18 protein-coding genes and 1 tRNA gene are annotated in these 22,808 nt (G+C 62.6%); 3 read left to right on the top strand and 16 right to left on the bottom strand.

Going from position 1 to position 22,808, the window contains the following annotated elements; genetic code table 11:
- Positions 1-97: 97 nt before the first annotated feature.
- From ABLE71_RS10285 to ABLE71_RS10275, 3 genes are all read right to left on the bottom strand, one after another.
- Entirely contained in the window at positions 98-877 is a 780-nt protein-coding gene (locus ABLE71_RS10285; RefSeq protein WP_348783239.1) for an ATP-binding cassette domain-containing protein, read from the bottom strand.
- Between the two features lie 11 nt (positions 878-888).
- On the bottom strand, positions 889-2,295 hold the full coding sequence (locus ABLE71_RS10280; protein ID WP_348783238.1) for a sugar ABC transporter permease: 1,407 nt from the start codon (positions 2,293-2,295) through the stop codon (positions 889-891).
- Between the two features lie 253 nt (positions 2,296-2,548).
- Positions 2,549-3,583 carry a substrate-binding domain-containing protein gene (locus tag ABLE71_RS10275; protein WP_348783714.1) on the bottom strand — a complete coding sequence of 345 codons (1,035 nt, stop codon included), beginning with the start codon at positions 3,581-3,583 and terminating at the stop codon, positions 2,549-2,551.
- Positions 3,584-3,824: 241 nt separating this feature from the next.
- Between ABLE71_RS10275 and ABLE71_RS10270 the strand changes: the two genes are divergently transcribed.
- Positions 3,825-5,066, top strand: a complete 1,242-nt coding sequence (locus ABLE71_RS10270) for an ROK family transcriptional regulator (protein WP_348783237.1) — start codon at positions 3,825-3,827, stop codon at positions 5,064-5,066.
- Between the two features lie 32 nt (positions 5,067-5,098).
- On the opposite strand, the gene ABLE71_RS10265 is transcribed toward ABLE71_RS10270, so the two are convergent.
- The 13 genes from ABLE71_RS10265 to ABLE71_RS10205 all read right to left on the bottom strand — a co-directional run bounded on the left by ABLE71_RS10265 (position 5,099) and on the right by ABLE71_RS10205 (position 20,535).
- Entirely contained in the window at positions 5,099-6,709 is a 1,611-nt protein-coding gene (locus ABLE71_RS10265; RefSeq protein WP_348783236.1) for a CRTAC1 family protein, read from the bottom strand.
- A gap of 2 nt (positions 6,710-6,711) precedes the next feature.
- The gene (locus ABLE71_RS10260) at positions 6,712-8,031 is read right to left on the bottom strand and encodes a vanadium-dependent haloperoxidase (protein ID WP_348783235.1); all 1,320 of its coding nucleotides are present in this window, start codon (positions 8,029-8,031) and stop codon (positions 6,712-6,714) included.
- A gap of 105 nt (positions 8,032-8,136) precedes the next feature.
- Positions 8,137-8,826 carry a phosphate regulon transcriptional regulator PhoB gene (gene phoB / locus ABLE71_RS10255; protein ID WP_348783234.1) on the bottom strand — a complete coding sequence of 230 codons (690 nt, stop codon included), beginning with the start codon at positions 8,824-8,826 and terminating at the stop codon, positions 8,137-8,139.
- A gap of 30 nt (positions 8,827-8,856) precedes the next feature.
- Positions 8,857-9,564: a phosphate signaling complex protein PhoU gene (gene phoU, locus ABLE71_RS10250; protein ID WP_348783233.1), complete on the bottom strand. Its 708-nt coding sequence runs from the start codon at positions 9,562-9,564 to the stop codon at positions 8,857-8,859.
- A gap of 40 nt (positions 9,565-9,604) precedes the next feature.
- The gene (gene pstB, locus ABLE71_RS10245) at positions 9,605-10,420 is read right to left on the bottom strand and encodes a phosphate ABC transporter ATP-binding protein PstB (RefSeq protein ID WP_348783232.1); all 816 of its coding nucleotides are present in this window, start codon (positions 10,418-10,420) and stop codon (positions 9,605-9,607) included.
- A 13-nt stretch (positions 10,421-10,433) separates the two neighbouring features.
- The gene (gene pstA / locus ABLE71_RS10240) at positions 10,434-12,041 is read right to left on the bottom strand and encodes a phosphate ABC transporter permease PstA (protein WP_348783231.1); all 1,608 of its coding nucleotides are present in this window, start codon (positions 12,039-12,041) and stop codon (positions 10,434-10,436) included.
- Entirely contained in the window at positions 12,034-13,422 is a 1,389-nt protein-coding gene (gene pstC / locus ABLE71_RS10235; RefSeq protein ID WP_348783230.1) for a phosphate ABC transporter permease subunit PstC, read from the bottom strand. The genes pstA and pstC overlap by 8 nt, the downstream gene beginning before the upstream one ends.
- A gap of 113 nt (positions 13,423-13,535) precedes the next feature.
- The gene (locus ABLE71_RS10230; protein WP_348783229.1) at positions 13,536-14,540 is read right to left on the bottom strand and encodes a substrate-binding domain-containing protein; all 1,005 of its coding nucleotides are present in this window, start codon (positions 14,538-14,540) and stop codon (positions 13,536-13,538) included.
- Positions 14,541-15,014: 474 nt separating this feature from the next.
- Positions 15,015-18,710: a PAS domain-containing protein gene (locus ABLE71_RS10225; protein WP_348783228.1), complete on the bottom strand. Its 3,696-nt coding sequence runs from the start codon at positions 18,708-18,710 to the stop codon at positions 15,015-15,017.
- A gap of 286 nt (positions 18,711-18,996) precedes the next feature.
- On the bottom strand, positions 18,997-19,326 hold the full coding sequence (locus ABLE71_RS10220; protein ID WP_348783227.1) for a GYD domain-containing protein: 330 nt from the start codon (positions 19,324-19,326) through the stop codon (positions 18,997-18,999).
- 264 nt (positions 19,327-19,590) lie between these two features.
- A tRNA-Glu gene (locus ABLE71_RS10215) sits at positions 19,591-19,665 on the bottom strand.
- A 100-nt stretch (positions 19,666-19,765) separates the two neighbouring features.
- Positions 19,766-20,158, bottom strand: coding sequence for a VOC family protein (locus ABLE71_RS10210; protein ID WP_348783226.1), 393 nt, complete (start codon positions 20,156-20,158; stop codon positions 19,766-19,768).
- Positions 20,155-20,535 (bottom strand): fimbrial protein, encoded by a 381-nt coding sequence (locus tag ABLE71_RS10205; protein WP_348783225.1) that lies wholly within the window; start codon positions 20,533-20,535, stop codon positions 20,155-20,157. The genes ABLE71_RS10210 and ABLE71_RS10205 overlap by 4 nt, the downstream gene beginning before the upstream one ends.
- A gap of 23 nt (positions 20,536-20,558) precedes the next feature.
- Between ABLE71_RS10205 and ABLE71_RS10200 the strand changes: the two genes are divergently transcribed.
- Together ABLE71_RS10200 and rpoH are read left to right on the top strand one after the other, a co-directional pair.
- Entirely contained in the window at positions 20,559-21,617 is a 1,059-nt protein-coding gene (locus tag ABLE71_RS10200) for an RluA family pseudouridine synthase (RefSeq protein ID WP_348783224.1), read from the top strand.
- Positions 21,618-21,806: 189 nt separating this feature from the next.
- The gene (gene rpoH / locus ABLE71_RS10195) at positions 21,807-22,718 is read left to right on the top strand and encodes an RNA polymerase sigma factor RpoH (RefSeq protein ID WP_348783223.1); all 912 of its coding nucleotides are present in this window, start codon (positions 21,807-21,809) and stop codon (positions 22,716-22,718) included.
- Positions 22,719-22,808 lie beyond the last annotated feature (90 nt).

Below are 22,808 nucleotides of genomic sequence, written 5' to 3'. Positions count from 1 at the left end.
CCCCGACACCTTATCGGCGCTCCATTACGCCAAGACAATGCAGAATCTCAAGCCGCGCAGAGCCGGAGAATCGCCTCGTTTGCCGGCTTGGGTATCTTCAGACCGCCAATGCCATGGCGCCCGGTCCCGGGACCGCACCGGGCGGGCACTTGCCTAGAATGATCATGCCGAGCACCTCGTCCGGAGTGACGTCGCTGGTTCTCGCCGTGCCCACGACCTGACCGTTTTTCATCACGCAGACACGGTCGGCCAGATCGAACACATCATGGATGTCGTGGCTGATGAGGAATATCCCGATGCCCTCGGCCTTCAGCTGCTTGACCAGTTCGCCCACCTGCGCGGTTTCCTGCGGCCCGAGCGCCGCTGTCGGTTCGTCCATGATCAGGATTCGGGCGTTGAAGTGGATGGCGCGCGCAATCGCAACCGACTGTCGCTGGCCGCCCGAAAGCTTCGATACAGGCTCCTTGAAGCGGCGGAAATTGGGGTTGAGCCTGTGCATCACCTTGCGGCACTCGGCCTCCATCGCGACGTCATCCAATGTGCCATACGCCGTCTTGAGCTCGCGACCGAGATAGAGGTTGGCCGCGGCGTCGACGTTGTCGGCGAGAGCCAGCGTCTGGTAGATCGTCTCGATGCCGTATTTCTTGGCGTCGCGCGGGTTGTTGATGTCGGCCTTCTCGCCGGCGATGTAGATGTCGCCATGGTCGCGTTTGTACGCTCCGGACAGGATCTTGATGAGAGTGGATTTACCGGCGCCATTGTGGCCGAGCAGACCGACGACCTCCCCTGGGAAAAGGTCGATGGAGGCGCGGTCGACAGCACGAATGCCACCGAATGCGATGGAGATGTCACGCATTTCAATGAGTGGTGTCACCATGATCCTGAGCCTCACCTCACGCGACGGGAATAGAGCTGATCCAGCCAGACTGCCAGCACGAGCACGGCGCCCACCACGATGTTCTGGAAGGCTGCGGGAAGATTCAACAGCGACATGCCGGAGATGATGGACTGCATCATAAGAGCACCCAGCATCGCACCGTAGATCGTGCCGACACCCCCCGCGAGTGACGTGCCGCCGATGACCGTTGCGGCAATGACGTAGAGTTCGTTGAGGGCGCCCAGAGCGTTGGTTGCCGCATTGAGACGCGCCGACGACACGACCGCTGAGATGCCGACCAGAATGCCCATCAGGGCGAAGACCTTCACCGTCAGCCACTTGGTGTTGACGCCGGCCAGTTCGGCTGCTTCCGGATTGCCGCCCGTTGCATAGACATAGCGGCCAAACTGGGTGCGTGTGGCAAGAAAGGTCATGGCGACGCCGACAAAGAGCGCCATCAGCACCGGTACGGAATAGCCCGTGTAGTAGATCAGGCCCTCGGTGCAACGCACGACCTGGTCACCGGCCGTGCAGACGGCGTTCCCGTCCTTGTTTTCCACGCCCGGTGGAATGACGACGCCATTGGCCTTGGCGTAGTTCTCGATGAGCTTGAACGGCCAGGGGTATGAGTTCATCACATTGGTGATGCCCAGGACGATGCCGCTGCCGAGTACTACCAGGACGATTTCCGCCCAGACGGGACGCAATGGAAACTTGAAGCGCTTGCGCTGGCGGCGGCCGTTGTAAATTGCGAAGACGATCGCGCAGCAGACGACGACCGCAATCATCCAGCTCCAGAATGGTCCGAGCCAGCTCAAGGGGATGCCGCCACCGAAAATCTCGTATGTCTTGTCCATGGGCGCCACGGTTTCGCCCTTGGCCAGATAGAACGCCATTCCGCTGTAGGCGAGAAGTCCGCCAAGCGTGACGATGAAAGCCGGGATCTTGAGGTAGGCTGTCAGCCAGCCGTTCAGTGCGCCGACCATCGCGCCGAGGGCGATCATGAACATGACGGCGATCGGCCAGATAGCGGGGTGACCAACACCGAGAATGGGCACCAGTTCAAAGACCTGCAGGACGGCGCCGGCGACGGCTACAAGGCTGAGCATCGAGCCGATGGACAGGTCGAGCTGGCGCATGACGATCAGCAGCACCATGCCCGTGGACATGATGGCGATCGAGGACGTCTGCACCAGCAGCGTCCACAGATTGCGCGGCGTGAGGAACGAGCCGCCCAGAAGGCCGCCGAAATTGCCACGCATGATGCCACTGGCAATGTCGAAGACTACCCAGATCAACAACAGGGCGGCCACCATGCCAAGCAGACGCTCGTCAATCTCCGTGGCGCGGAAAAACCGCTTTATCGCCCCTTCGCTTTCAAGGGCGGGTCCCTGATTGGTGTTTGGCAGGTTGGACACGTTGCCTCCCCATGTGGCCGCTGCGACTGACAACGTGCATTGGAAAACAGAAAGCAGTCAAGGAATGAACCATGGCCCCAAATCGTCACCTGGGCAAAGGCCAGACCTCGGTCGCGGAAAGACGAGTACGCCGTTGCCCATGCCCCTGGCCAAGCCTGCGTAACGGTCAAGTGGAGGCCGATGCCACTGCGTGAAACGACTGCGCCACCTTTTTTCAAGGTGGCGCAGCGTCGATCGTTAGATCGTCAAGCGATCAGCAACCCGGCACTGCACCGGCGGCCACGCCTGCACATGCCTGTTCCTTGGTGATGTGGCCAGCTTCGATGGCGACATTGATGTTGGCCTTCGTGATCGGCGTCGGATTGAGGAGAATGGAGTTCATCTCAACGCCGTTCTTGCCACCCGAGAACTTGGTGACACCGGCGATCTTTTCCATCGGCGTCCCATCGGCGAGAGCATTGGCAGCTTCGCCAGCAACTTTTCCGAGGTCCTTGGAGTTCTTCCAGACCGAAACGGTCTGCGTGCCCAGAGCCACGCGGTTGATGGCAGCCAAGTCACCATCCTGGCCACCAACCGGAATTCCGGCCATGCCCTGGGCGGTAAGGGCCGCGACGACGCCCGAAGCCATGCCATCGTTTTCAGAAAGCACTGCGTCAACCTTGTTGCCCGTCGAGGTCAGGCACTGTTCCATATTCTTCTGGGCATTGTCCGGGGCCCATTTGTCGGTGAATGTCTCGCACACATTCTTGATCTTGCCGGAGTCGAGGCCGTCCTTGAGCACTTCCATCATGCCCTGGAACAGGAAGGTGGCGTTCGGGTCGCCCTTGTCGCCCTTGATGAAGGCGTAGTTGCCTTCCGGCTTCACCTTCTGGATTTCCTCGGCGATGATACGGCCCACGCCGACGTTGTCGAAGGTGATGTAGAGCGCATTCGGGTCTTCGAACTGCACGTCATAGGCAATCGACTTGATCCCCGCATCGCTCAGCGCCTTGATCGACGGCAGGATGGCGTCGCTATCATACGCAACGACGAGAACCACGTCCGGCTTCTGGGCGATCAGGCCCTCGATGTCGGCGGCCTGCTTCTGGGCAGACGTCTGAGCATCCGTCGAGATGTAGGTGTTGCCGGCAGCCTCGACGGCTGCCTTGATGGCGGCTTCGTCGGTCTTCCAGCGCTCTTCCTGGAAGGTCTTCCAGGAGACGGCGATGGTCTTGTCCTTGGCCGAAGCAGCGCCGGCAAACGCCAGCGACATAGCTACACCAGCCGCAAAAGCGGCCGCAAATTTCATCATGACTTTCCTCCCATGCGCAGCTATGCGCGACAATTTTCGGCCTTCACGCCGAGCGAGACTTTTTTCGGGTCTCGAAAAAATACTGGCTGAACGCCTACTTTCTGTCAATATCGATTTCGGAGGTTCCGGTCCAGCGCTTGGTCCGGAAGAACTATGCTTGGCAAGCCGGCTGCAAGTCTGCTTTGTCGGGCGGGCCCCTGCCGCCGACGGCGGCGGGACTTGGAGGAGGCGTTTGAATATGTCGGCAGGGATGCGCCATGACGATCTGCGCCGTCGCAACCGCGCGATGGTAATCGCCGCGGTGCGCCGCGCCGGCCAACCGTCGCGCACTGAGATCGCGTCCGCCACCGGCCTCAGCCATTCCACCATATCCGCGATCTCGGCCGACCTGATATCAGAAGGCATCCTCGCCGAGACGAAAGGAAGCGAGCATGCGACCGCGCGGCGCGGACGGCCGCAGGTGGCGCTGTCGCTCAATCCCAAGGCCGGCGCCGTGATCGTCGCCGTTCTGTCGCTCAGCGATCTTTCGGCTGCGATCGTCGATTATTCCGGCGTGCCCGTCGTCGAGGAGAACCGGCGGTTGTCGACCGCGACGATATCGCGCGACGAACTCGTCGCGGAACTCGTCGCCATGCTGCGCCGGCTGACCACGGGACGCTCGACCGGCCCGTTGAAGCCGCTGCGCATCGTCCTAGCGATCCAGGGCATCAGCGACGCTGCCGCCCGCGTCATGCTCTGGTCGCCGATCACGCCGCACCGCGACATTCCGTTCGCCGACATGCTCGAGCGCGAGTTCGCCATACCGACGACGGTCGAGAATGACTGCAATATGATGGCGGTCGCCTTGCGCTGGCGCGATCCGGCCCGCTACCGCGACAATTTCATCGCCATCCTGCTTTCGCACGGCATAGGCATGGGACTGGTGCTGAAGGGGGAGCTGTTCACAGGCACGCGATCGTCAGGCGGTGAATTCGGTCACATGATCCACCAGCCAAGCGGCGCGCTCTGCCGCTGCGGCCGGCGCGGCTGCGTCGAGGCCTATGCGGGCGACTACGCCATCTGGCGCAACGCGCATCGTAAGAGCGAGTACTCCACGCCGGAGGACGGCATCGGCAATGCAGACATGGTGGCGCTTGCCGCCCGCGCCCGCTCGGGGGAAGGCGCGGAACGAGAGGCCTACCGCACGGCGGGCACCGCCATCGGCTACGGTCTCGGCAGCCTTTTTGCGCTGATCGACCCGGCGCCGGTCGCATTCGTCGGGGGTGGCGCCGCCGCATTCGACCTCCTGGAGCCGTACATCCGCACCGCCATCGCGCAGACTGCCGGTGGTCAGCACTCCGACGCCATATCGTTCGACACTGTGGCCGATGAGCTGCCGCTCATCCTGCAGGGCTGCGCGATGCGGGCGCTTGCCTTCGTCGACCAGGAGATTTTCGCCGTCGGCCTAGAGGCGCTCGACGCCGGCAAGGAGGTCGCCTGACCCGGCGCAAGCCGCGCGGCCGGCGAGCAAACCTACGCCGGATCGAACGCCCGGGGCGGCTCCCCGCGCTTCAATATGTAGAAGCGGCCGGCGTCGACAGGCTGCCAGTCTCCGCTGGTGCCGTCTGGCCAGATCACGCGCAGCTCGGCCGCCGAAACCTTGCCCAGCCCGAAATGCCGCCAGCCCAACTGACCGCCGGCATGTCCGCCGCCGACCGTCGCTTCGCGCCGCATGACAGGCATGCCCTCGCAGCGTATCTCGATCCATGCGCCGATGGCGTCGCGGTTCGGACCCGGCTGCTCGATCTTCACTTCGATCCAGTGTCCCACGTCCGTGCTGGCGTTGCGCCAAATCTGCGCGGGCGAATTGCGGTTGACCACCACTAGGTCGACCAGCCCGTCGAGATTGAAATCGGCGAGCGCCGCGCCCCTCGCCTGCTCCACGCTGGCGACGCCGGCCTTGTCGCCGGCCTCCATGAACTTGCCGTCACTCTGCTGCAGCAGCAGGTTGTTGGGATCCTTCATCGCGAAATCCGGCATATCCCAGACATTGCCCTTGGCGATGAACAGATCGACGAGGCCGTCATTGTTCACGTCCTCGAATTGCGTGTGCCAGGCCGTGCTGGGCTTCAGGTCTTCGCCCTTATAGGGCCGGTGCGCGGTGACGTTCCTGGGATAGGCGACGTCGGCGTATGACGGCTTTGGCGGGGCGCCGTCCGCCGGCGCCACCGCCAGCGTCTGCAGCTTGTTGTCGGCCATGCTGGTCAGGAAATATTCCGGATAGCCATCGAAATTCAGGTCGTAGCTGGCGATGCCCATGCCCCAGATGCGCAGGAACTTCCACCCTTCGGCAGCGCTATAGAGCGCCGGCTCAATGCCCGGTTCGATCTTCCACATCTGCTCCTGGCCGCCTTCGTAATATTCGCGGTCGTTGGAAACGCGCAGCGACGGCGTGCCGGACCGGTTCCAGTCGGTGAACAGCATCGACAGCGGGCAGAAGCTCGGCTTCAGCGCGACCGGCGCGCCGAACTTGCGCTCGCCGGCCGCAGGGCGCAGCAGAAAGTTGTCGGTGCACGATCCCCAGGGAGAAATCTCTTCGTGGCGGTCGATGTAGCTGCCGACCGCGATCGTCGGCCAGTCGGCGCCCTTTTCCCAGGTCGCCGCAAGCGAGGTCCACCATGAATCGCCACCGGTGAAGCCCCACTCCTCGTTGGCGCGCTCGAACCTGCAGCCGCCTAGGCCACGCATCACGACGTTCTCGCCGACACGCAGCAGCACAACATCCCTGACGCCATTACCGTCGACGTCGAGGGGATAGGCGCCGGTGACTTTGTCCAACTCAAGACCGCTCTGCTCGGCCGTGAACTTCAGCGCGCCGCCTTGGCTGCTTGCATTGCGATAGAACTTCGCGGGCTGCTCGCCGCCGGCCAGCAAAATCTCCGGATATCCGTCGTCGTTGCAGTCGAAGGACGCCGCGCCGCCGCCGACCATGTACTCCCACTCACCCTTATAGACGCTGTCGATTCCGGCGCTTGCGGTCTCCTCGACGAAGCTCGGGATATCAGGCGAATTCTCCACGGAAAACGCGGTGGTTACCCCGGCGCACCCCAGCGCTGCAGCGAGTCCAAAAGACGCGAGGCGCATGGTTATTTCCTCGTCTTGAGCGCGTTCGTGTATTCGCCGATGCACCGCCCCTGCGCGAGCCCATCGACTATGGCGGAGCGGAAATGGATGCCGCCATAAAGCCGGGAGATGCCGGCCTCTTCGGCGGCCTCATGGAAACTCTTGTAGTTGCGCGGTTTGCGTCCGTCGGGCGAGCCTGTCTTATCTTCGAAGGCATAGTCGTCACCAAAGAACCCCGTCAGTACTGCGTCCATGGCGCCGGACACCGTGCTGTGTCCGCTGGGGTACTCCGGGAAGGGCGGCGTATTCAGAATAGGCTCCCACTTGGGGTCGATGGCCTTCTTGATATAGGTGATAGGGCGAATGAGGTTGTAGGCGTATTTCTCGCGCCAGCAGCCGACAAAGGCATCCGACATGGCCACGCCCATGCGCGCGAGCAGGTCGACATTGTCTTCCAGCGACAGGTTGGCGCGTTCGGCGACCTGGAGGGCAATCGATACCCAGTGGCCCGGGGGCGTCATAGACAGCATCGGATCGTCGGACCAGAAGCGTGCGATGGTTGCCTGCTCGGGCGTCGCATTCTTGACGGTCTCATAGACCTCGTTGGCCTCCCTGTAGAATTGGGTGTCCGGTTCGAAACTGAAGGGCGGGTTGCCCGGTAGCTTGCAGGTAGCGCCAGAAGGCACGGCAAAAGTACGGTTATTTCCCCATTCGGGCAGCAGCGGCAGCTGCTGCTGGCGGATCGGGCTGGTCGGCACCCACTTGCCTTCCCCCTTGGGTAAATCCCAATCTTCAGGGAATCCCATATTGTCGATGACCGCGCCGCCATCGGTCAGCGACCATTCGTGGATACTGGAGGCCATGGCCTTGCCGAATGTCTCGCTGCGCACCACGACGTCCTCGGAGACGCCAGAAATGGCCCGTCCGCGCCATTTCGTCTGCGCGGCCTTGATAGCGCGCAGCCCCGTCGGACCGGTATTGCCAAAATAGTAGACGATCGCATCCGACATCGCGGCATTTATGACGATCGTCTCATCGTAGACGGCGGCGACATCGCGCGCCGGCACCGCATCCAGCCCAGGCAACTGGCCCGCCAGTGACACCAGTCTGTCCGAGCCTCCCACGGCTGCCTCGAACGCGGTAACACCCAGATAGCCGAATGAGCGACTTGCTACCGGTGGCGAATAAGTCGCCGTGTGCCGAACCAGTTCGTTCATCAGGTAATACCAGTCGCGCAGCATTTCCTGCGGCGTCGGGCGATCGGCCGCTTTGGCCGGCAGCGTCGCGCACCACGCCAGCGCAATGACAGCACACGCCGCAAGCACGCGGCCCAGTAAACGCATGACCCCTCCCAAAAGCGCTTTTTATTTTTTTCGGCGCCCGGAATAATATGCACCGGACACGTCGGCTCGGCAAGAGTCGCTTGCGGCGGTCAGATTTTCGGAAGTTCAGTCTTCGCGGATTGCGTAGCCGGCGCCGCGTATCGTGCGTATGACATCAGGCATGCGTCCATTGTTGACTGCCTTGCGCAGGCGGCCGACATGCACGTCGACGGTGCGCTCGTCGATATAGATCGTCTCGCCCCAGACATTGTCGAGCAACTGGCTGCGTGAGAAGACGCGGCCGGGGTGCCGCATCATGAACTCGAGCAGGCGGAATTCCGTCGGCCCGAGCTTGATCTCGTTCTTCTTGCGGTAGACCCGGTGCGCCTCGCGGTCGAGCATGATGTCGCCGACCTTGAGCACCGAGGACAGCACCTCGGGCCTGGCGCGCCTGAGCAACGCCCGCACCCGCGCCATGAATTCCGGCGTCGAGAATGGTTTTACGAGATAGTCGTCGGCGCCGGTGGAAAGCCCGCGCACGCGGTCGCTCTCCTCGCCACGCGCCGTCAACATGATGATGGGCAGGCGCTGCGTCTCGGGCCGCATCCTGAGCCGCCGGCAGAGCTCGATGCCCGAGATCGCCGGGATCATCCAGTCGAGCACAAGCAGGTCGGGCGCATGCTCCTGCAGCCGGATTTCCGCCTCGTCGCCGCGCGTCACGATCTCGACCTGGTAGCCCTCGGCCTCGAGATTGTAGCGCAGGAGCACGCCTAGCGGCTCCTCGTCTTCCACCACCATGATCTTCGGCGCGATCATCTTCGGGTGTCCCTTGGGTGTGTCCTGATCCTACTCGGCCAGAACCGCCAGCGCGGTCTCGTCGAGCTTGGGACGGTTCGCCGGCAGTTGCTCGCCGGTTACCACATAATAGGCGTTTTCCGCGATGTTGGTCACGTGATCGCCGATGCGCTCGAGATTCTTCGCGCAGAACAGCAGATGCGTGCAGGCCGTGATGTTGCGCGGATCTTCCATCATGTAGGTAAGAAGCTCGCGGAACACCGCCGTGTATTTGACGTCGATCTTCTCGTCGTCCATGCGCAGGGTGCGCAGCCCGTCGGCGTCGCGCGCAACGTAGAGGCCGACGACACCTTGCACCTGTCCGAGCACCAGCTCCGCCATGGCCTCGATGCCGTGCGAGAGGCCGCGTGGCGCAGCACCTTGCCCGACCGCGCCGGCGCGCTTGGCGATATTCTTCGCTAGATCGCCTATTCGCTCGAGATCGCCGGCCATGCGGATCGCACCGACCACCGCGCGCAGATCCTGTGCCATGGGCTGGCGCTTGGCGATCAGGGTGATCGCACGGTCGTCGATCTCGCGCTGCCGCGCGTCCATGATCACGTCGTCGGAAACGACCCGCTGCGCAAGCGCATTGTCGGATGCAAGCAGCGCACGGATCGAAGAGCCGACCATCGAGCCTGCGAGATCGCTCATGTCGCGGATGAGCCGCTGGATGTGGTCGAGGTCCTCGTCAAACGAGGTGACCGTATGTTCGCCCATGATCTAGGTCCTCGTGATCTGTCGCAACAGGAACAGTCAATCAGCCGAAGCGGCCGGTGATGTAGTCCTGGGTACGCTTGTCGTCGGGGTTGGTGAACATCTTGTCGGTAGCGCCCTCCTCGACGAGGTAGCCGAGATGGAACATCGCAGTGCGCTGCGAGACGCGTGCCGCCTGCTGCATCGAGTGGGTGACGATGACGATCGTGTAGTTTGAGCGCAGTTCGTCGATCAACTCCTCGACCTTGGCGGTGGCGATCGGATCGAGCGCCGAGCAGGGCTCGTCCATGAGGATCACCTCCGGGGAGACGGCGATGGCACGCGCGATGCAGAGGCGCTGCTGCTGACCGCCCGACAGGCCGGTGCCGGATTCCGTGAGACGGTCCTTGACCTCGTTCCAGAGCGCCGCCTTCTTCAGGCTCCTCTCGACGACCTCGTCGAGATCCGCCCGGCTTTTGGTCAAGCCATGGATGCGCGGGCCGTAGGCGATGTTCTCGTAGATCGACTTCGGGAACGGGTTCGGCTTCTGGAACACCATGCCGACGCGGGCCCTGAGCTCCACGACGTCGATCGACTTGTCGTAGATGTCTTCGTTGTCAAGCGTGATTCTGCCGGTCACCCTGGCTATGCTGATCGTATCGTTCATGCGGTTGAGGCAGCGAAGGAAGGTCGACTTGCCGCAGCCCGAGGGGCCGATCAATGCTGTCACCTGCTTTTCGCGGATGTTGAGATCGACGTCGAACAGCGCACGCTTCTCACCGTAGTAGACCGAGACCTTGTCGCCCTTCATCTTGAAGACCGGCCCGTCCAAACCAGTCATGATTTTCTGCTCCACGGCCGCTTCAGTCATGATGTTCATATCCTCAACTCCGCTACCAGCGCCGCTCGAAACGCTTGCGCAGGATCACCGCAATCGCGTTCATGATTACCAGAAATGCCAGCAGGATTAGGATCGCGGCAGAGGTTTTCTGCTGGAAGCCTGCTTCGGGGAAGTCAGCCCACATGAATATCTGGACTGGGAGAATCGTCGCCGGATCGGTGAAGCCGCCCGGAATGTCGACGATGAAGGCGACCATGCCGATCATCAAAAGAGGCGCCGTCTCGCCAAGCGCATGCGCCATGCCGAGGATGGTGCCCGTCATTATACCTGGCATCGCCAGCGGCAGGACGTGATGAAAGACCATCTGCACCTTGGAGGCGCCAATGCCAAGCGCGGCTTCGCGGATCGATGGCGGCACCGCGCGCAGCGAGGCGCGTGAGGCGATAATGATAATCGGCAGGGTCATCAGCGCGAGCACCATGCCGCCGACGACCGGCGCCGAACGTGGCAGGCCGAAGAAATTCAGGAAAACCGCGAGGCCAAGCAAGCCGTAGACTATCGAAGGCACCGCCGCGAGATTGTTGATGTTGACCTCGATGATCGTGGTCCAGCGGTTCTTCGTGGCAAATTCTTCGAGATAGAGCGCCGCCGAGACGCCGATCGGAAATGCGATGGCGAGTGTCACTATCATTGTCAGGAACGAGCCGACGACGGCCCCCCAGATGCCGGCCAGTTCCGGCTCGCGGCTGGCCCCAGTGAAGAAGAAGATCGTATTGAACCGGGTCTGGATCAGGTTCTGCGCCTTCAACTCGTCGAGCCAGACGATCTCCTTGTCGGAAATCTTGCGCGAGCTCTCGGGCGTATTGATGACGCGCAGCATGGCGGCGCCGGCCGCCGCGGCGGCATTGCTGTCCAGCGGCTTGAGAACGGTGCCCTTAGCGACTGTCGCGCCGCCGGCGGTCGAAATCTCCGTGAGTTTGACCATGCCGCCGTCGAGCGCAACGAACAGCGAGGCCGCTCCGCTGGTCAGGCGTAAAACGCCGTTTTCCTCGATCGCACCGTAGCCGCGGGCAAGGCTGGCTATGCTGTCGTCGCCGAACGTTACTTCAATGTCGCCAGTGGTGCCCGAGGGCGCAACGGTCGTGGCGATCGCCGTGTCCGAACCCTTGTCGGCAATTAACCCCTTGAAGTAGAGGTCGGCGAAGTCGTCGAGCGGAAACGAGTAGTCGACGGTCTTGCCGAGCAACGACGGATCGTCGGCGATGTCCCGTCGCAGGATGTCGCCTGAACCCGATGAAAGCAGCCCCCGCAACAGCCTGCGGTCCTGGCGGCTCTCGACGCCGGGGAATTTTGCCGACAGGGCGTCTTGCGCAATTGTCGCATAGTTGGCCGCACCGGGATTCGCCGGATCGACCTTGGCCGCCGAGAGGTCGATCGGCAGCGTCAGGTAGTTCATCCTGAAGGCCGGCAGCGCCTCGGTGACGATGGTCGAGAGCAGAAGAACAAGGAACAGCGCCGAGAGCGCCACGGCGCCTGCGCCTATCCACTTGAAGCGCGTTTCGGCGGCATACCGCCCCCTGAGCCTGGCCTTTGCGGCGTCACCCGTATGCAGACCGGATACGCGCGGCCCCACGCCGATTGGAGATGTGATGTCAGTCATACTGTTCCCGGTATTTCTGGACGACTCGCAATGCGATGATGTTGAGGGCAAGCGTGATGCAGAACAGCACAAGGCCGAGCGCGAAGGCAGCGAGTGTCTTGGCGCTGTCGAATTCCTGGTCGCCGACGAGCAGCGTAACGATCTGCACGGTGACGGTGGTTACCGCTTCGAGCGGATTCAGCGTCAGATTCGCCGCAAGGCCGGCAGCCATCACGACGATCATGGTTTCTCCGATGGCGCGGCTGACCGCCAGGAGCATGGCAGAGACGATTCCCGGAAGCGCCGCCGGAAGCACGACCTTGCGGATGGTCTCGGACTTGGTTGCGCCAAGCCCCGCCGAGCCGTCGCGCAATGATTGCGGGACCGCGTTGATCACGTCGTCCGAAAGGGATGAGACGAACGGGATGATCATGATGCCCATGACGACGCCCGCGGCGAGCGCCGATTCCGAGGCGACGCCCAGGCCGACGCTTTCGCCGAGGCCGCGGAAGAACGGTGCGACGGTCAAAGCCGCGAAGAAGCCGTAGACGACGGTTGGAATGCCCGCCAGTATCTCCAGAACCGGTTTGGCCACAGCGCGGACGGATCGCGAAGCATAGTCGGAGAGGTAGATGGCCGACATCAGCCCGATGGGCGCCGCGACCAGCATGGCGATGAGCGTAATGAGCAGCGTGCCCACAAACAGCGGCACGGCGCCAAAGATATTCGGGTCCACAGCGCCGGCTTCGGTGCCGGCACCGGTAAAGGCGCTCTGCGGCGACCAATGCAGTCCGAACAGGAATTTGTAGAAGGGAACCTGCTGGAAGAAACGGAGCGATTCGAAGATCAGCGACAACACAATGCCGACCGTCGTCAAGATCGCCACCACCGAGCACAGGATCAGGAATATCTTCAGAACCCGCTCCACGACATGCCGCGCCCGGTAGGCCGGAGCGATGCGCGAATAGGCCAAGTAGAACCCTGCAGCAGCGAGCACGGCCGAAAGCGCCAAGATGATCGCAATGCTGGTCTGGTGGATCGAACGATAGGCAATCGCCGCCGCTTCCTTGGTGGCGTCGGTAAATCCGACCAGGCCGCCGAAAGCGATTGCCCTCGCGTCGCGGACGAATGCTTCGACCTGCGGAATGCCCAGGCCAGCAAGCTCCGCGGCGAATCGGCTCTTGATGATCGAGGATTCGATGCCGGGCGTCGCGATCGACCAGATCGCCACCGCGATCAGGGCAGGCCCCGCCGCGGCCAGTCCCAGGAACATGCCGTGATGGCTCGGAAGCGAATGAAGCTTTGAGATTTCGCCGGAAACGCTCGTAAGCGCGCGCCTGCGACCCATGAAATAGGTGACGGCAAAGAGCGCGAAGAGAGCAAGGACCAAATAGCCGATCATGAAAGGAGCGCCCCCGAGCCCGGAACCATGTCAGGACAGCGAGGGTTCGGGAACCCGTCCCGAACCCCTGCCGCGTATTCAAGCCGGGCAAACAAGCCCGAATTCCTGTATTGTCAGGAACCCATGCCCTTGAGCGCCTTGGCGTTCTCGGCAACGCTGGCGCGCTCCGCGTCCGGCAGCGGGATCAGGCCCTTGTCGGCCAGGTAGCCGTCAGGACCCCAAGCGCCTTCAGAGGTGTACTCGGCAATGAACTCGGCAATGCCGGGAATGACGCCGACATGTTCTTTCTTGGCGTAGATGAAGAGCGAGCGCGAAACGCCGTAGTCGCCCGACGCGATGTTCTCGAAGGTCGGCTCGACGCCGTCCACCTTGTGGCCCTGCAGCTTGTCGGCGTTCTGGTCGAGGAAGGAGAAGCCGAAGATACCGAACGCGTTGGCGTTGGCTTCGAGCTTCTGCACGATCAGGTTGTCGTTTTCGCCGGCTTCGACATAGGCGCCGTCTTCGCGGATTTCAGGGCAGGCCTTTTCGTTGGCCGCTTTCACTTCGTCCTGGCAGGCTTCGACCATGACCAACTCGACGAAGGCGTCGCGCGTGCCGGAGGTCGGCGGCGGGCCGAGCACTTCGATCTTGGTGGCAGGCAGCGAGGCCTCGATGTCGGACCAGTTGACGTAGGGGTTCGGAACCACCTTGCCGTCGACCGCGACGTTCTTGGCGAGCGCCTTGAAAATCTGCTCTTTGGTCAGGTCGACCATTGCGCCGGCCTTGGAGTTCGCGAGAACGATGCCGTCGAAGCCGACCTTGATCTCGACCGGGGTCGCGCCGTTGGCTTTGCAATCGGCGAGTTCTTTGTCCTTGATGGCGCGCGAGGCGTTGGTGAAGTCGGGCGTGTTCTCGCCGACGCCGGAGCAGAACAGCTTCATGCCGCCGCCGGTGCCGGTGGATTCGACGACCGGCGTTTTGAACTGACCGCCCTGGCCGAGCTTCTCGGCAACGGCGGTGGTGAACGGAAACACGGTGGACGAACCGACGATCTGGATCTGGTCGCGCGCGGCGGCGTAGCCAACCGACGCGGCAAGCGCGACGGCAGCGGCCGACGCGGTAAGGATTGCTTTTTTCATCTAGCCTGCTCCTGTTCGGAAATCTGTCAAAGGGCGAAATCTGTCAGCGCCCGGTGAGCCAATAGCTTCCGACTATTACAGTTGGATGACAGTTTGATGTCGGCCCGGTAACGCGGCTGGCGATGCTACGCCGGCTACCAAGATGGCGGAGATGGAAAGGATGTCGGTGCGCTCGATTATGCGTAAGGCAAACAGCGGTTTGGGCTAACCTGGCAAGACGATGGCCAAGGGATGGCGCTGGAAGAATTGATCGTCGAGGCATGTGTGGAAAAAAATCGGACGGGAGGCGACGCCAGCAGCCGGGGATGTGACCCGGCCGGGTCTCGCCGAAACAGTGTCCCGTTGGGGATTGACACCGTCTTTATCTCGGCGGCCGCTACTCCCGTCCGTTAACCAGAACGGTATCAATCATCATGGTTAATCCCCGGATCGAGGCGGCGGCTATGGTGCGATCACACCATAGCGTCAGCCCTGTCAACCGGCATTGCGATTCTCGCGCCACGTCTGCGCGGCCCAGCGCTCGACCTTGTCGATCAGCGCCTTCGGGCTGATCGGCTTCGACAGATAGTCGTCCATGCCTGCTTCGATGCAGCGCTCGCGATCGCCCTTGAGCGCATGCGCGGTGACGCCGATGATGGGGATGTGGTGACCCGTGCCGGTCTCGGCGCTCCTTATTGCCGCCGTCGCCTCGAGCCCGCTCATCTCCGGCATCGACACATCCATCAGGATGATGCGCGGGTTCATCTCGCCGAACGCCTTGATGGCCAGCCGCCCGTTGGAGACAATCTCGAAGCTGTAGTCCGTCTCGCCGAGGATCTGCGTGAACACAAGCTGGTTCACCTCATTGTCCTCGGCGACCAGTATATCGACGCGGTGGCCGTCGCCCACCTCCGCATCGGCAGCCGGCGGATCGCCGCGCCGCTGCGCGGGGCGGGGCTCTGCATGGACTGTTGCCTGAGGTCGATCCGCGGCAACCGGAGCCCGCCAATCGTCATGCATCGATCCGGCCGCACGCTGTTTCTGGATCGCCGCAACGATCGTTTCGAGCAGCAGCGACGAGCGCGCCGGTTTGACGAGTTGCGCCTCGATCGCGAGAGCACGATATGCTGGCCCCGACAGCGACTGGTCGACCGAGGTCAGCATGACGATGGGTGTGTCCGCGATTTCCGGTGTCGCGCGGATGATGCGGGCCATGTCGCCGCCGGTCATGCCGGGCATCTGGTAGTCGAGCACGATGCAATTTACGGCGATCCCTCGTGCGGCCGCCGCCATCAGCACCTTCAGCCCCTCCTCGCCGCTTTCGGCAGCACAAGCGTCGAAAGTCCAGGCCGCCATCTGCTCCGACAGGATGGCGCGGTTCACCTGGTTGTCGTCCACGATGAGGATGCGCGCGCCGGTGACGTCGGACGGCATGACGCGGCGGGGCTGCTGGCTGGCGCCGGGCAGCGTGACCGTGAACCAGAAGGTCGAGCCTCTGCCCTCGGTGCTCTCGACGCCGATTTCCCCGCCCATCAGGGCGACGAGGCGCGAAGTGATCGCAAGTCCGAGCCCCGTGCCTTCGTGCCGGCGCGTCGAGGAAGCGTCGACCTGGTTGAATTTCTCGAACACGGCAGCGAGCTTGTTGGCCGGAATGCCGATGCCGGTATCAGTGACCGAGATGCGGATTTTCGTGCCGCCTTGCGCCGGCTCGCCACTGGCATCGACCAGCACATGCCCGGAATCGGTGAATTTGACGGCATTGCCAATAAGGTTGGTGACGATCTGCCGGAACCGGCCGACGTCGCCGACATAGGTTTCAGCGAGACCGGGCTCGATGCGCACGATCAGCTCGAGATCCTTTTCCTTGGCGCGCGTCGAGATCAGCGTCGCCACGTCCTCGATGGCCTCGGCAAGCGCGAACGGCGCCGGATCGAGTACCAGTTGCCCCGCGTCGATCTTCGAGAAGTCGAGGATGTCGTTGATGATGGTCAAGAGCGCGTTGCCCGACTTGACGATGATCTCGGTGAAGGTCTTTTGCTTCGGATCGAGATCGGATCTTGAAAGCAGCTCGGCCATGCCGAGCACGCCGTTCATCGGCGTCCTTATCTCGTGGCTCATGTTGGCGAGGAACTCGGACTTGGCGCGGTCGGCAAGCACCGCGCGCCGCTGAGCTTCCTGCAGCTCCTGCTCGCGTTGCTTTTGTTCGGTGACGTCGATGGTCGAGCCGAGCAGGAAGAGCGTGCCGTCCGAGGCCTTCATTGAATCCTTGCGCGCGATCTGGTAGCGCAGGCTCCCGTCCGGCGCTGTGACTTGCTCCTCGAACTCCTGGCTTTGCCCGGTCCGCAGGATGGCGCGATCGCTCTCCATGAAAGCGTGGCCGTTCTCGCCCGAGACCTCGAAATCCGTCCGGCCTATTGCCTCCTCGTAGGGAACGCCGGTCAGCTGGGTCCAGTACTTGTTGACATAGAAGAGTTTGAGGTCGTCGCGCTTGGCGTAGATCGCCACCGGCACGTTGTCGATCAGGCTGCGGAATATCTCGTTCTCGCGCTGGCTCTCCTGAAGCCTGGCCTCGCGTGCCCTGACGTCTGTGATATCGGTGCTCGACCCGATGAGATGCACGCTTCCGTCGCTGGCGACGAGGCGGCTCTTCTTGGCGATAAGCTGGCGGGGCGTGCCGTCCCGGTGGGTCAGCGTCTCTTCGATCTCATTGGCGACGCCGGTCCTGAGCACGGCAAGGTCGCGTTCGGCGAAGCCTTCGCCTTCCCCGGCAAAGAAGTCCCGGTCGGTCCGGCCGGATGCCTGCTGGGCGGAGACGCCGGTCAGGTCGGACCAGGCCTTGTTGACGAACTCGAAGGTCAGATCCTTGGATTTGACGTAGGCGGCCACGGGAAGCTCATCGAGCACATGACGGTAGAGTTCCGTCTTGCGCATGCTCCTGCGCAGCGCCTTCTCGCGCTCCTTCATTTCGGTGATGTCGACGCGCACGCCGATGAAGGTGCCGTCGTCGGTACGGGTATCAATGGCATGGAACCAGCGGCCGTCGGGATTGCGGCGTTCGAACGCGTTGTGGCGCAATCGATGCCGCGCCATGTAGGCATCGATCCAGGCGTCCGGATCGGATTCGTAAAGATTGTCGATTTCGGGATCGCCGCTTGATCGGAAATAGCCGAGTTCGCGGCCATGCGCGATGGCGTCGCGGAAGGAACAGCCCGGTTGCCAGACCGCCTTCAACTCGGGCAGTGTATCCTGCAGCTTCCTGTTGGCGAGGACGAACTTGTCCTCACTGTCGTAGATGACCACACCCGCAGGCAGCGATTCCAAAACGTCGGCCAGCCGCCGCCTCGCCACCTCGGCCTCGGTTTCGCGGCGCTTCATCTCGGTCGCGTCGAAGACGAAACAGGCGACGTAGCGCCTGCCGCTGTCGAGGTCTACTCGATGCTTGCGCACGACGCGTGAACGCACCACGCCGTCCTGATCGAACTGCTCCTCGACTTCGTAAGGTTCACCGGTCCGGAGCACCTGCCGCTCCGACTGCTCGAACTCGGCCACTTTGCCGGCCGGCAAAAAATTGCCGCCATCCCTGCCCAGCATCGATTCCGGCCTCTTGTCGAACATCGAGGCGCAGGCCTCGTTGGCGAAGACGAAGCGCAGATTCTCATCCTTGACGAATATCGGATCCTTGACGGAGTTCAGCACCGACTCGGCAAGCCGGGAGCGTTCGAGTGCCGCTTCAAAGGGCGCGATCAGCGCGGTGACGTTCCGGCCGACGCCGCGATAGCCGAGGAACGCACCTGCCGCGCTGAAGCGCGGAAGGCCGGTGACCGAAACCCAGCGGCAGTATGCCCGGCCCGCGCTGAACTCGTAGACGAAGTCGCGGAACGGACGCCTCGACTGGAGGTCGTCGAGATGCGCCTCGGCTTCCTTCGAACCGTTCGGCCCTTCCTTCAAAAAGTCGAAGCGGAAGCGGCCGAGCACCTTTTCCGGAGCGACGCCCGTCGCTTCCTCATAGTTTTCGGAGAGCCATGAAAAGCGCAACTCGGGATCGGTCTCCCAGATCCAATCGCAGCCCGCCTGCGCCAGTTCGAACAGGTCGCCGCAGGTGAATTCGCGCGCCTCGCATGACGAGGCTCCCTTCGCCCGCACGAACGTCCTGTACGAAGCGCCGCGCGGCGCGTCTTCCCTGCCCGCCATTTCGTTTCATCCCGGACCGCCCCCGGCCGGACCCGGCTTCGGTTAGCCAAATGTGCTTTAGAAGCATTAAGGATTGACTAACCATAATTCCGCCCGCCGCGGGTGGGCCGCGACCCTGCGCATCGCAGTAACGGCGGGCACAAGTTTGTGATTTCGGGATATGGCCTTGGCGACTTTTCGAATCTCAATCCCGGCTTGCTCCCGCTCCTGGTTTACCTCATCGAGTGGCAAGCCGGCGGCAAGAGCCATGGACCGCCCGGATTTGCCAGGCGGTCCTTCAGGGCTTCTAACCTGCCGGCTTATAGCGGGACGCGACCTCACCTGCCTTCTTCTGCGCAGCGGTGAACTCAGCACTTGTGAACGCTTGTACGGTTTTGAGGTTCGAAACCGTTCCGGATGCACCGGCAACGACCAGAGGGGCGATCAAGTTCGTCCCATTTGGCGCCTCCACCACCATCATAAAGTCGTTGTCCCCAGTCGTCAGATAGTAAGAATGCAATTTCCCCCCAGATGACTCTACGAGGGCCTTGGTTGCCGACTCGCGATTTGACGGCTTGGCGATCATTCCCTTCATTGCGGCTGGCGTGTAGCTGCCGGTAATTATGAACAATGGCATTGTTGAATTCCTCCCCATTATTCGAGCAACCGAGGACACTCGACGGATATATGAAATACGTCCTCGGCTACGATTAGCATCTGCTAAATTATCGAGTAGCGCAATGCATAGGCAGGCATGCGCAGCCCGTCTAGGCAGGGCAATCGAGTTCGCTACGAGGAAGCCGAAGCGTTGAGCGAGGCGCTCCACCGAGGCCTCCTCGGACGCGATATTTGACTGATATTTGACGAGTTTTTGCGCTGAAGCGCTAGTGTTTGAAATCGTTGGTACGCCCAAGGGGAATCGAACCCCTGTTCCCGCCGTGAGAGGGCGGTGTCCTGACCGCTAGACGATGGGCGCGCGCAGAAATCGCGATATAGGCTGGCCGCCGGCAAAAAGCAACCGCGCTTCTGCTGCTTCCAACCGGAGGCCGGGGCAGTGCGAGAACGCTGCCCCGGCCTCAGTGCTTCGGCTCGATCAGGTCCCAGAGATTGCCGTAGAGGTCGGCGAACACGGCCACGGTTCCGTAGGTTTCACGGCGCGGCTCTTCCTTGAAGGAAACGCCCTTCGCCAGCATGATCGCATGGTCGCGGGCGAAATCATCGGTCTCCAGGAACAGGAAGACGCGGCCGCCGGTCTGGTCGCCGATGCGCGACGCCTGTCGCTCGCCATCCGCTCGGGCAAGCAGCAACCGCGCGCCGCCATTGCCGGGATCGAGCGTCACCCAGCGCTTGCCGCCGCCGAGATCGGCGTCCTCGGCTAGCACAAAGCCGAGCTTTTCCGCGTACCAGCCGATCGCTTCATCATAGTCGCGAACGACGAGCGCCACGGTCGCGATGCGCCGTTCGCTCATTCGTCCGTAACCACGAAGCGTCCCACCATGCGGCGCGAGGCCAAATCATAAATATGGATCGCGCGGCCGCCGTCGGGAAATTCGAGCGCCAGCGAAACGCGGTTGCCGGAGAGCGACTGCGACACGATCCTTGCCCCGGCCGGAAGCAGGATCCGACCCTCGGCGACGCCTTCCGGCCATGGCGCCTCGACGGCAACTTCTGTAGCCGGCGGCGTCTCCACACGCGACTTGTAGACAAGTGCGGCCACCACGGCCATAAGGGCTATGAACAGCAGGCCGAGATTGACGGCGACGAAGCGCACCAGCTTCCTGCGCACCTTCTCGACCGCCGGGTCCAGCGGTTTTTCCTCTTCGTCGTCCAATGCCGGCCGCGCCATGGTGATGATTATCCGGATGCCCGATGCGCGACCCTGATAGCGAAGACCTTTCCGGATTGATAGGGGCCGGGTCGGCTGTGTTTGAGACCGGCCCGGAGGCTGCCGGCGCGCGGCTGGACCTGTGGCTGACCCAGAAACTCGGCGCCGATTTCTCCCGCAGCCGCGTCCAGGCGCTGGTGCGTCAGGGCGCTGTCGCGGTGGCTGGAGCGCCCGCCACCGATCCCGGACGAAAGCTGAAGGCCGGAGAGACGGTCGAAGTCATCCTGCCGGCACCGACGCCGGCCGAACCCGAAGGCGAGGACATTCCACTCGACATTCTCTACGAGGATTCCGAACTGATCGTCGTCAACAAACCGCCCGGGCTTGTCGTTCATCCCGGCGCCGGCAACTGGACCGGCACGCTGGTCAATGCGCTGATCCACCATTGCGGCGACAGCCTGTCGGGCATAGGCGGCGTCAAACGGCCGGGCATCGTCCACCGCCTCGACAAGGACACCAGCGGCGTCATGGTCGTCGCCAAGACCGACCGCGCCCACCGCGCGCTGTCGGAAGCGTTTGCCGACCATGGCCGGTCGGGTGAACTCGAACGTGCCTATGTGGCCCTGGTCTGGGGCGCACCCGAGCGTAGTTCCGGCGTTATCGATGTGCCGCTCGGTCGCGCCGCCGATCGTGTCCGCCGGGCCGCGGTGCCGAAGGACCGCGCCGACGCCCGCCACGCCGTCACGCGCTACGCGGTCCTCGAGAGGTTCGGCGCAAAACCGGACAACAGGGCCACAGCCGCTCTCCTGGAATGCAGGCTTGAGACCGGCCGCACCCATCAGATCCGCGTCCACATGGCCCATATCGGCCACCCCGTTATCGGCGATCCCGATTACGGCCAGGCGTTCCGCACCAAGGCGAACCGCCTGCCCGAGCCACTCAGATCGATGGCGAAGGATTTTCCCCGCCAGGCCCTGCACGCGCAACTTCTTGCCTTCTCCCATCCCGTCACGGGTGAGATGATGCGGTTCGAAGCTCTGATGCCGCACGACATGACGGAATTGGTCGACGCGTTCCGCCATTCCGACCTTCATAAAAGCTGAACGTGCGATCAAGAAAGCGCGCTGGCGTTCGGGTGCGGTAACATTACAATCTGTTTAGGATTGAACAAACCTCTGTATTTTCCGGTTTTGTTCCTATATATGTTGGTTGGCCCGAAAGCGCGTTGAACGCGGCCGGACCTCATGCCCGCCTTCATCAGGGGGCAATGTAAGAGAGAGGAGGGCGCTAAAATGGCCCAGTCACTACCCAGCATCGTTTCCGGAGAAGGCGGGCTCTCCCGTTATCTTGAGGAAATCCGTCGGTTCCCGATGCTCCAGCCGCAGGAAGAGTACATGCTCGCCAAGCGGTACCAGGAGCATGAGGACACCACCGCTGCCCACAAGCTAGTCACCAGCCACCTTCGGCTCGTCGCCAAGATCGCCATGGGCTATCGCGGCTACGGCCTGCCGATCGGCGAGGTGATTTCCGAGGGCAATGTCGGCCTTATGCAGGCCGTGAAGAAATTCGAGCCGGAGCGCGGCTTCCGGCTGGCCACCTATGCCATGTGGTGGATCAAGGCCTCGATCCAGGAATACATCCTGCGCTCGTGGAGCCTGGTCAAGATGGGCACGACCGCCAACCAGAAGCGGCTGTTCTTCAACCTGCGCAAGGTGAAGGGCAAGATTCAGGCGCTCGACGACGGCGACCTGAAGCCCGACCAGATCACCGAGATCGCCACCAGGTTGAACGTTTCGGAAGAGGAAGTCGTGTCGATGAACCGTCGCCTGTCCGGCGACGCCTCGCTCAACGCGCCGATCCGCGCGTCCGAGGGCGAGTCCGGCGAATGGCAAGACTGGCTGGTCGACGACCACGACAGCGCCGAGACCATGCTCATCGAGCAGGACGAACTCGAGAACCGCCGCGGCATGCTTACCGGCGCCATGTCGGTGCTCAACGAGCGCGAACGGCGCATCTTCGAGGCGCGCCGTCTCTCGGAAGAGCCTCTGACGCTCGAAGAATTGTCGGCCGAGTTCGACATCAGCCGCGAGCGCGTGCGCCAGATCGAGGTGCGCGCCTTCGAGAAGGTGCAGGACGCCGTCAAGGCGGCGGCCAAGCGCCAGGCTCAGTCGCTTCGGACGATCGAGGCCCAGCCGGCGGCTTAACGCTCCATCAGACTGCAAAACAAAATCGCGTCGGGAAACCGGCGCGATTTTTTTTACGCTACTAGCGCATCCGCCCGAAACCGGAATCGG

The organism is Mesorhizobium sp. KR9-304 (genome assembly GCF_040049215.1).
Lineage (GTDB): Bacteria > Pseudomonadota > Alphaproteobacteria > Rhizobiales > Rhizobiaceae > Mesorhizobium_K.
This window is presented reverse-complemented; position numbering and strand designations above follow the sequence as displayed.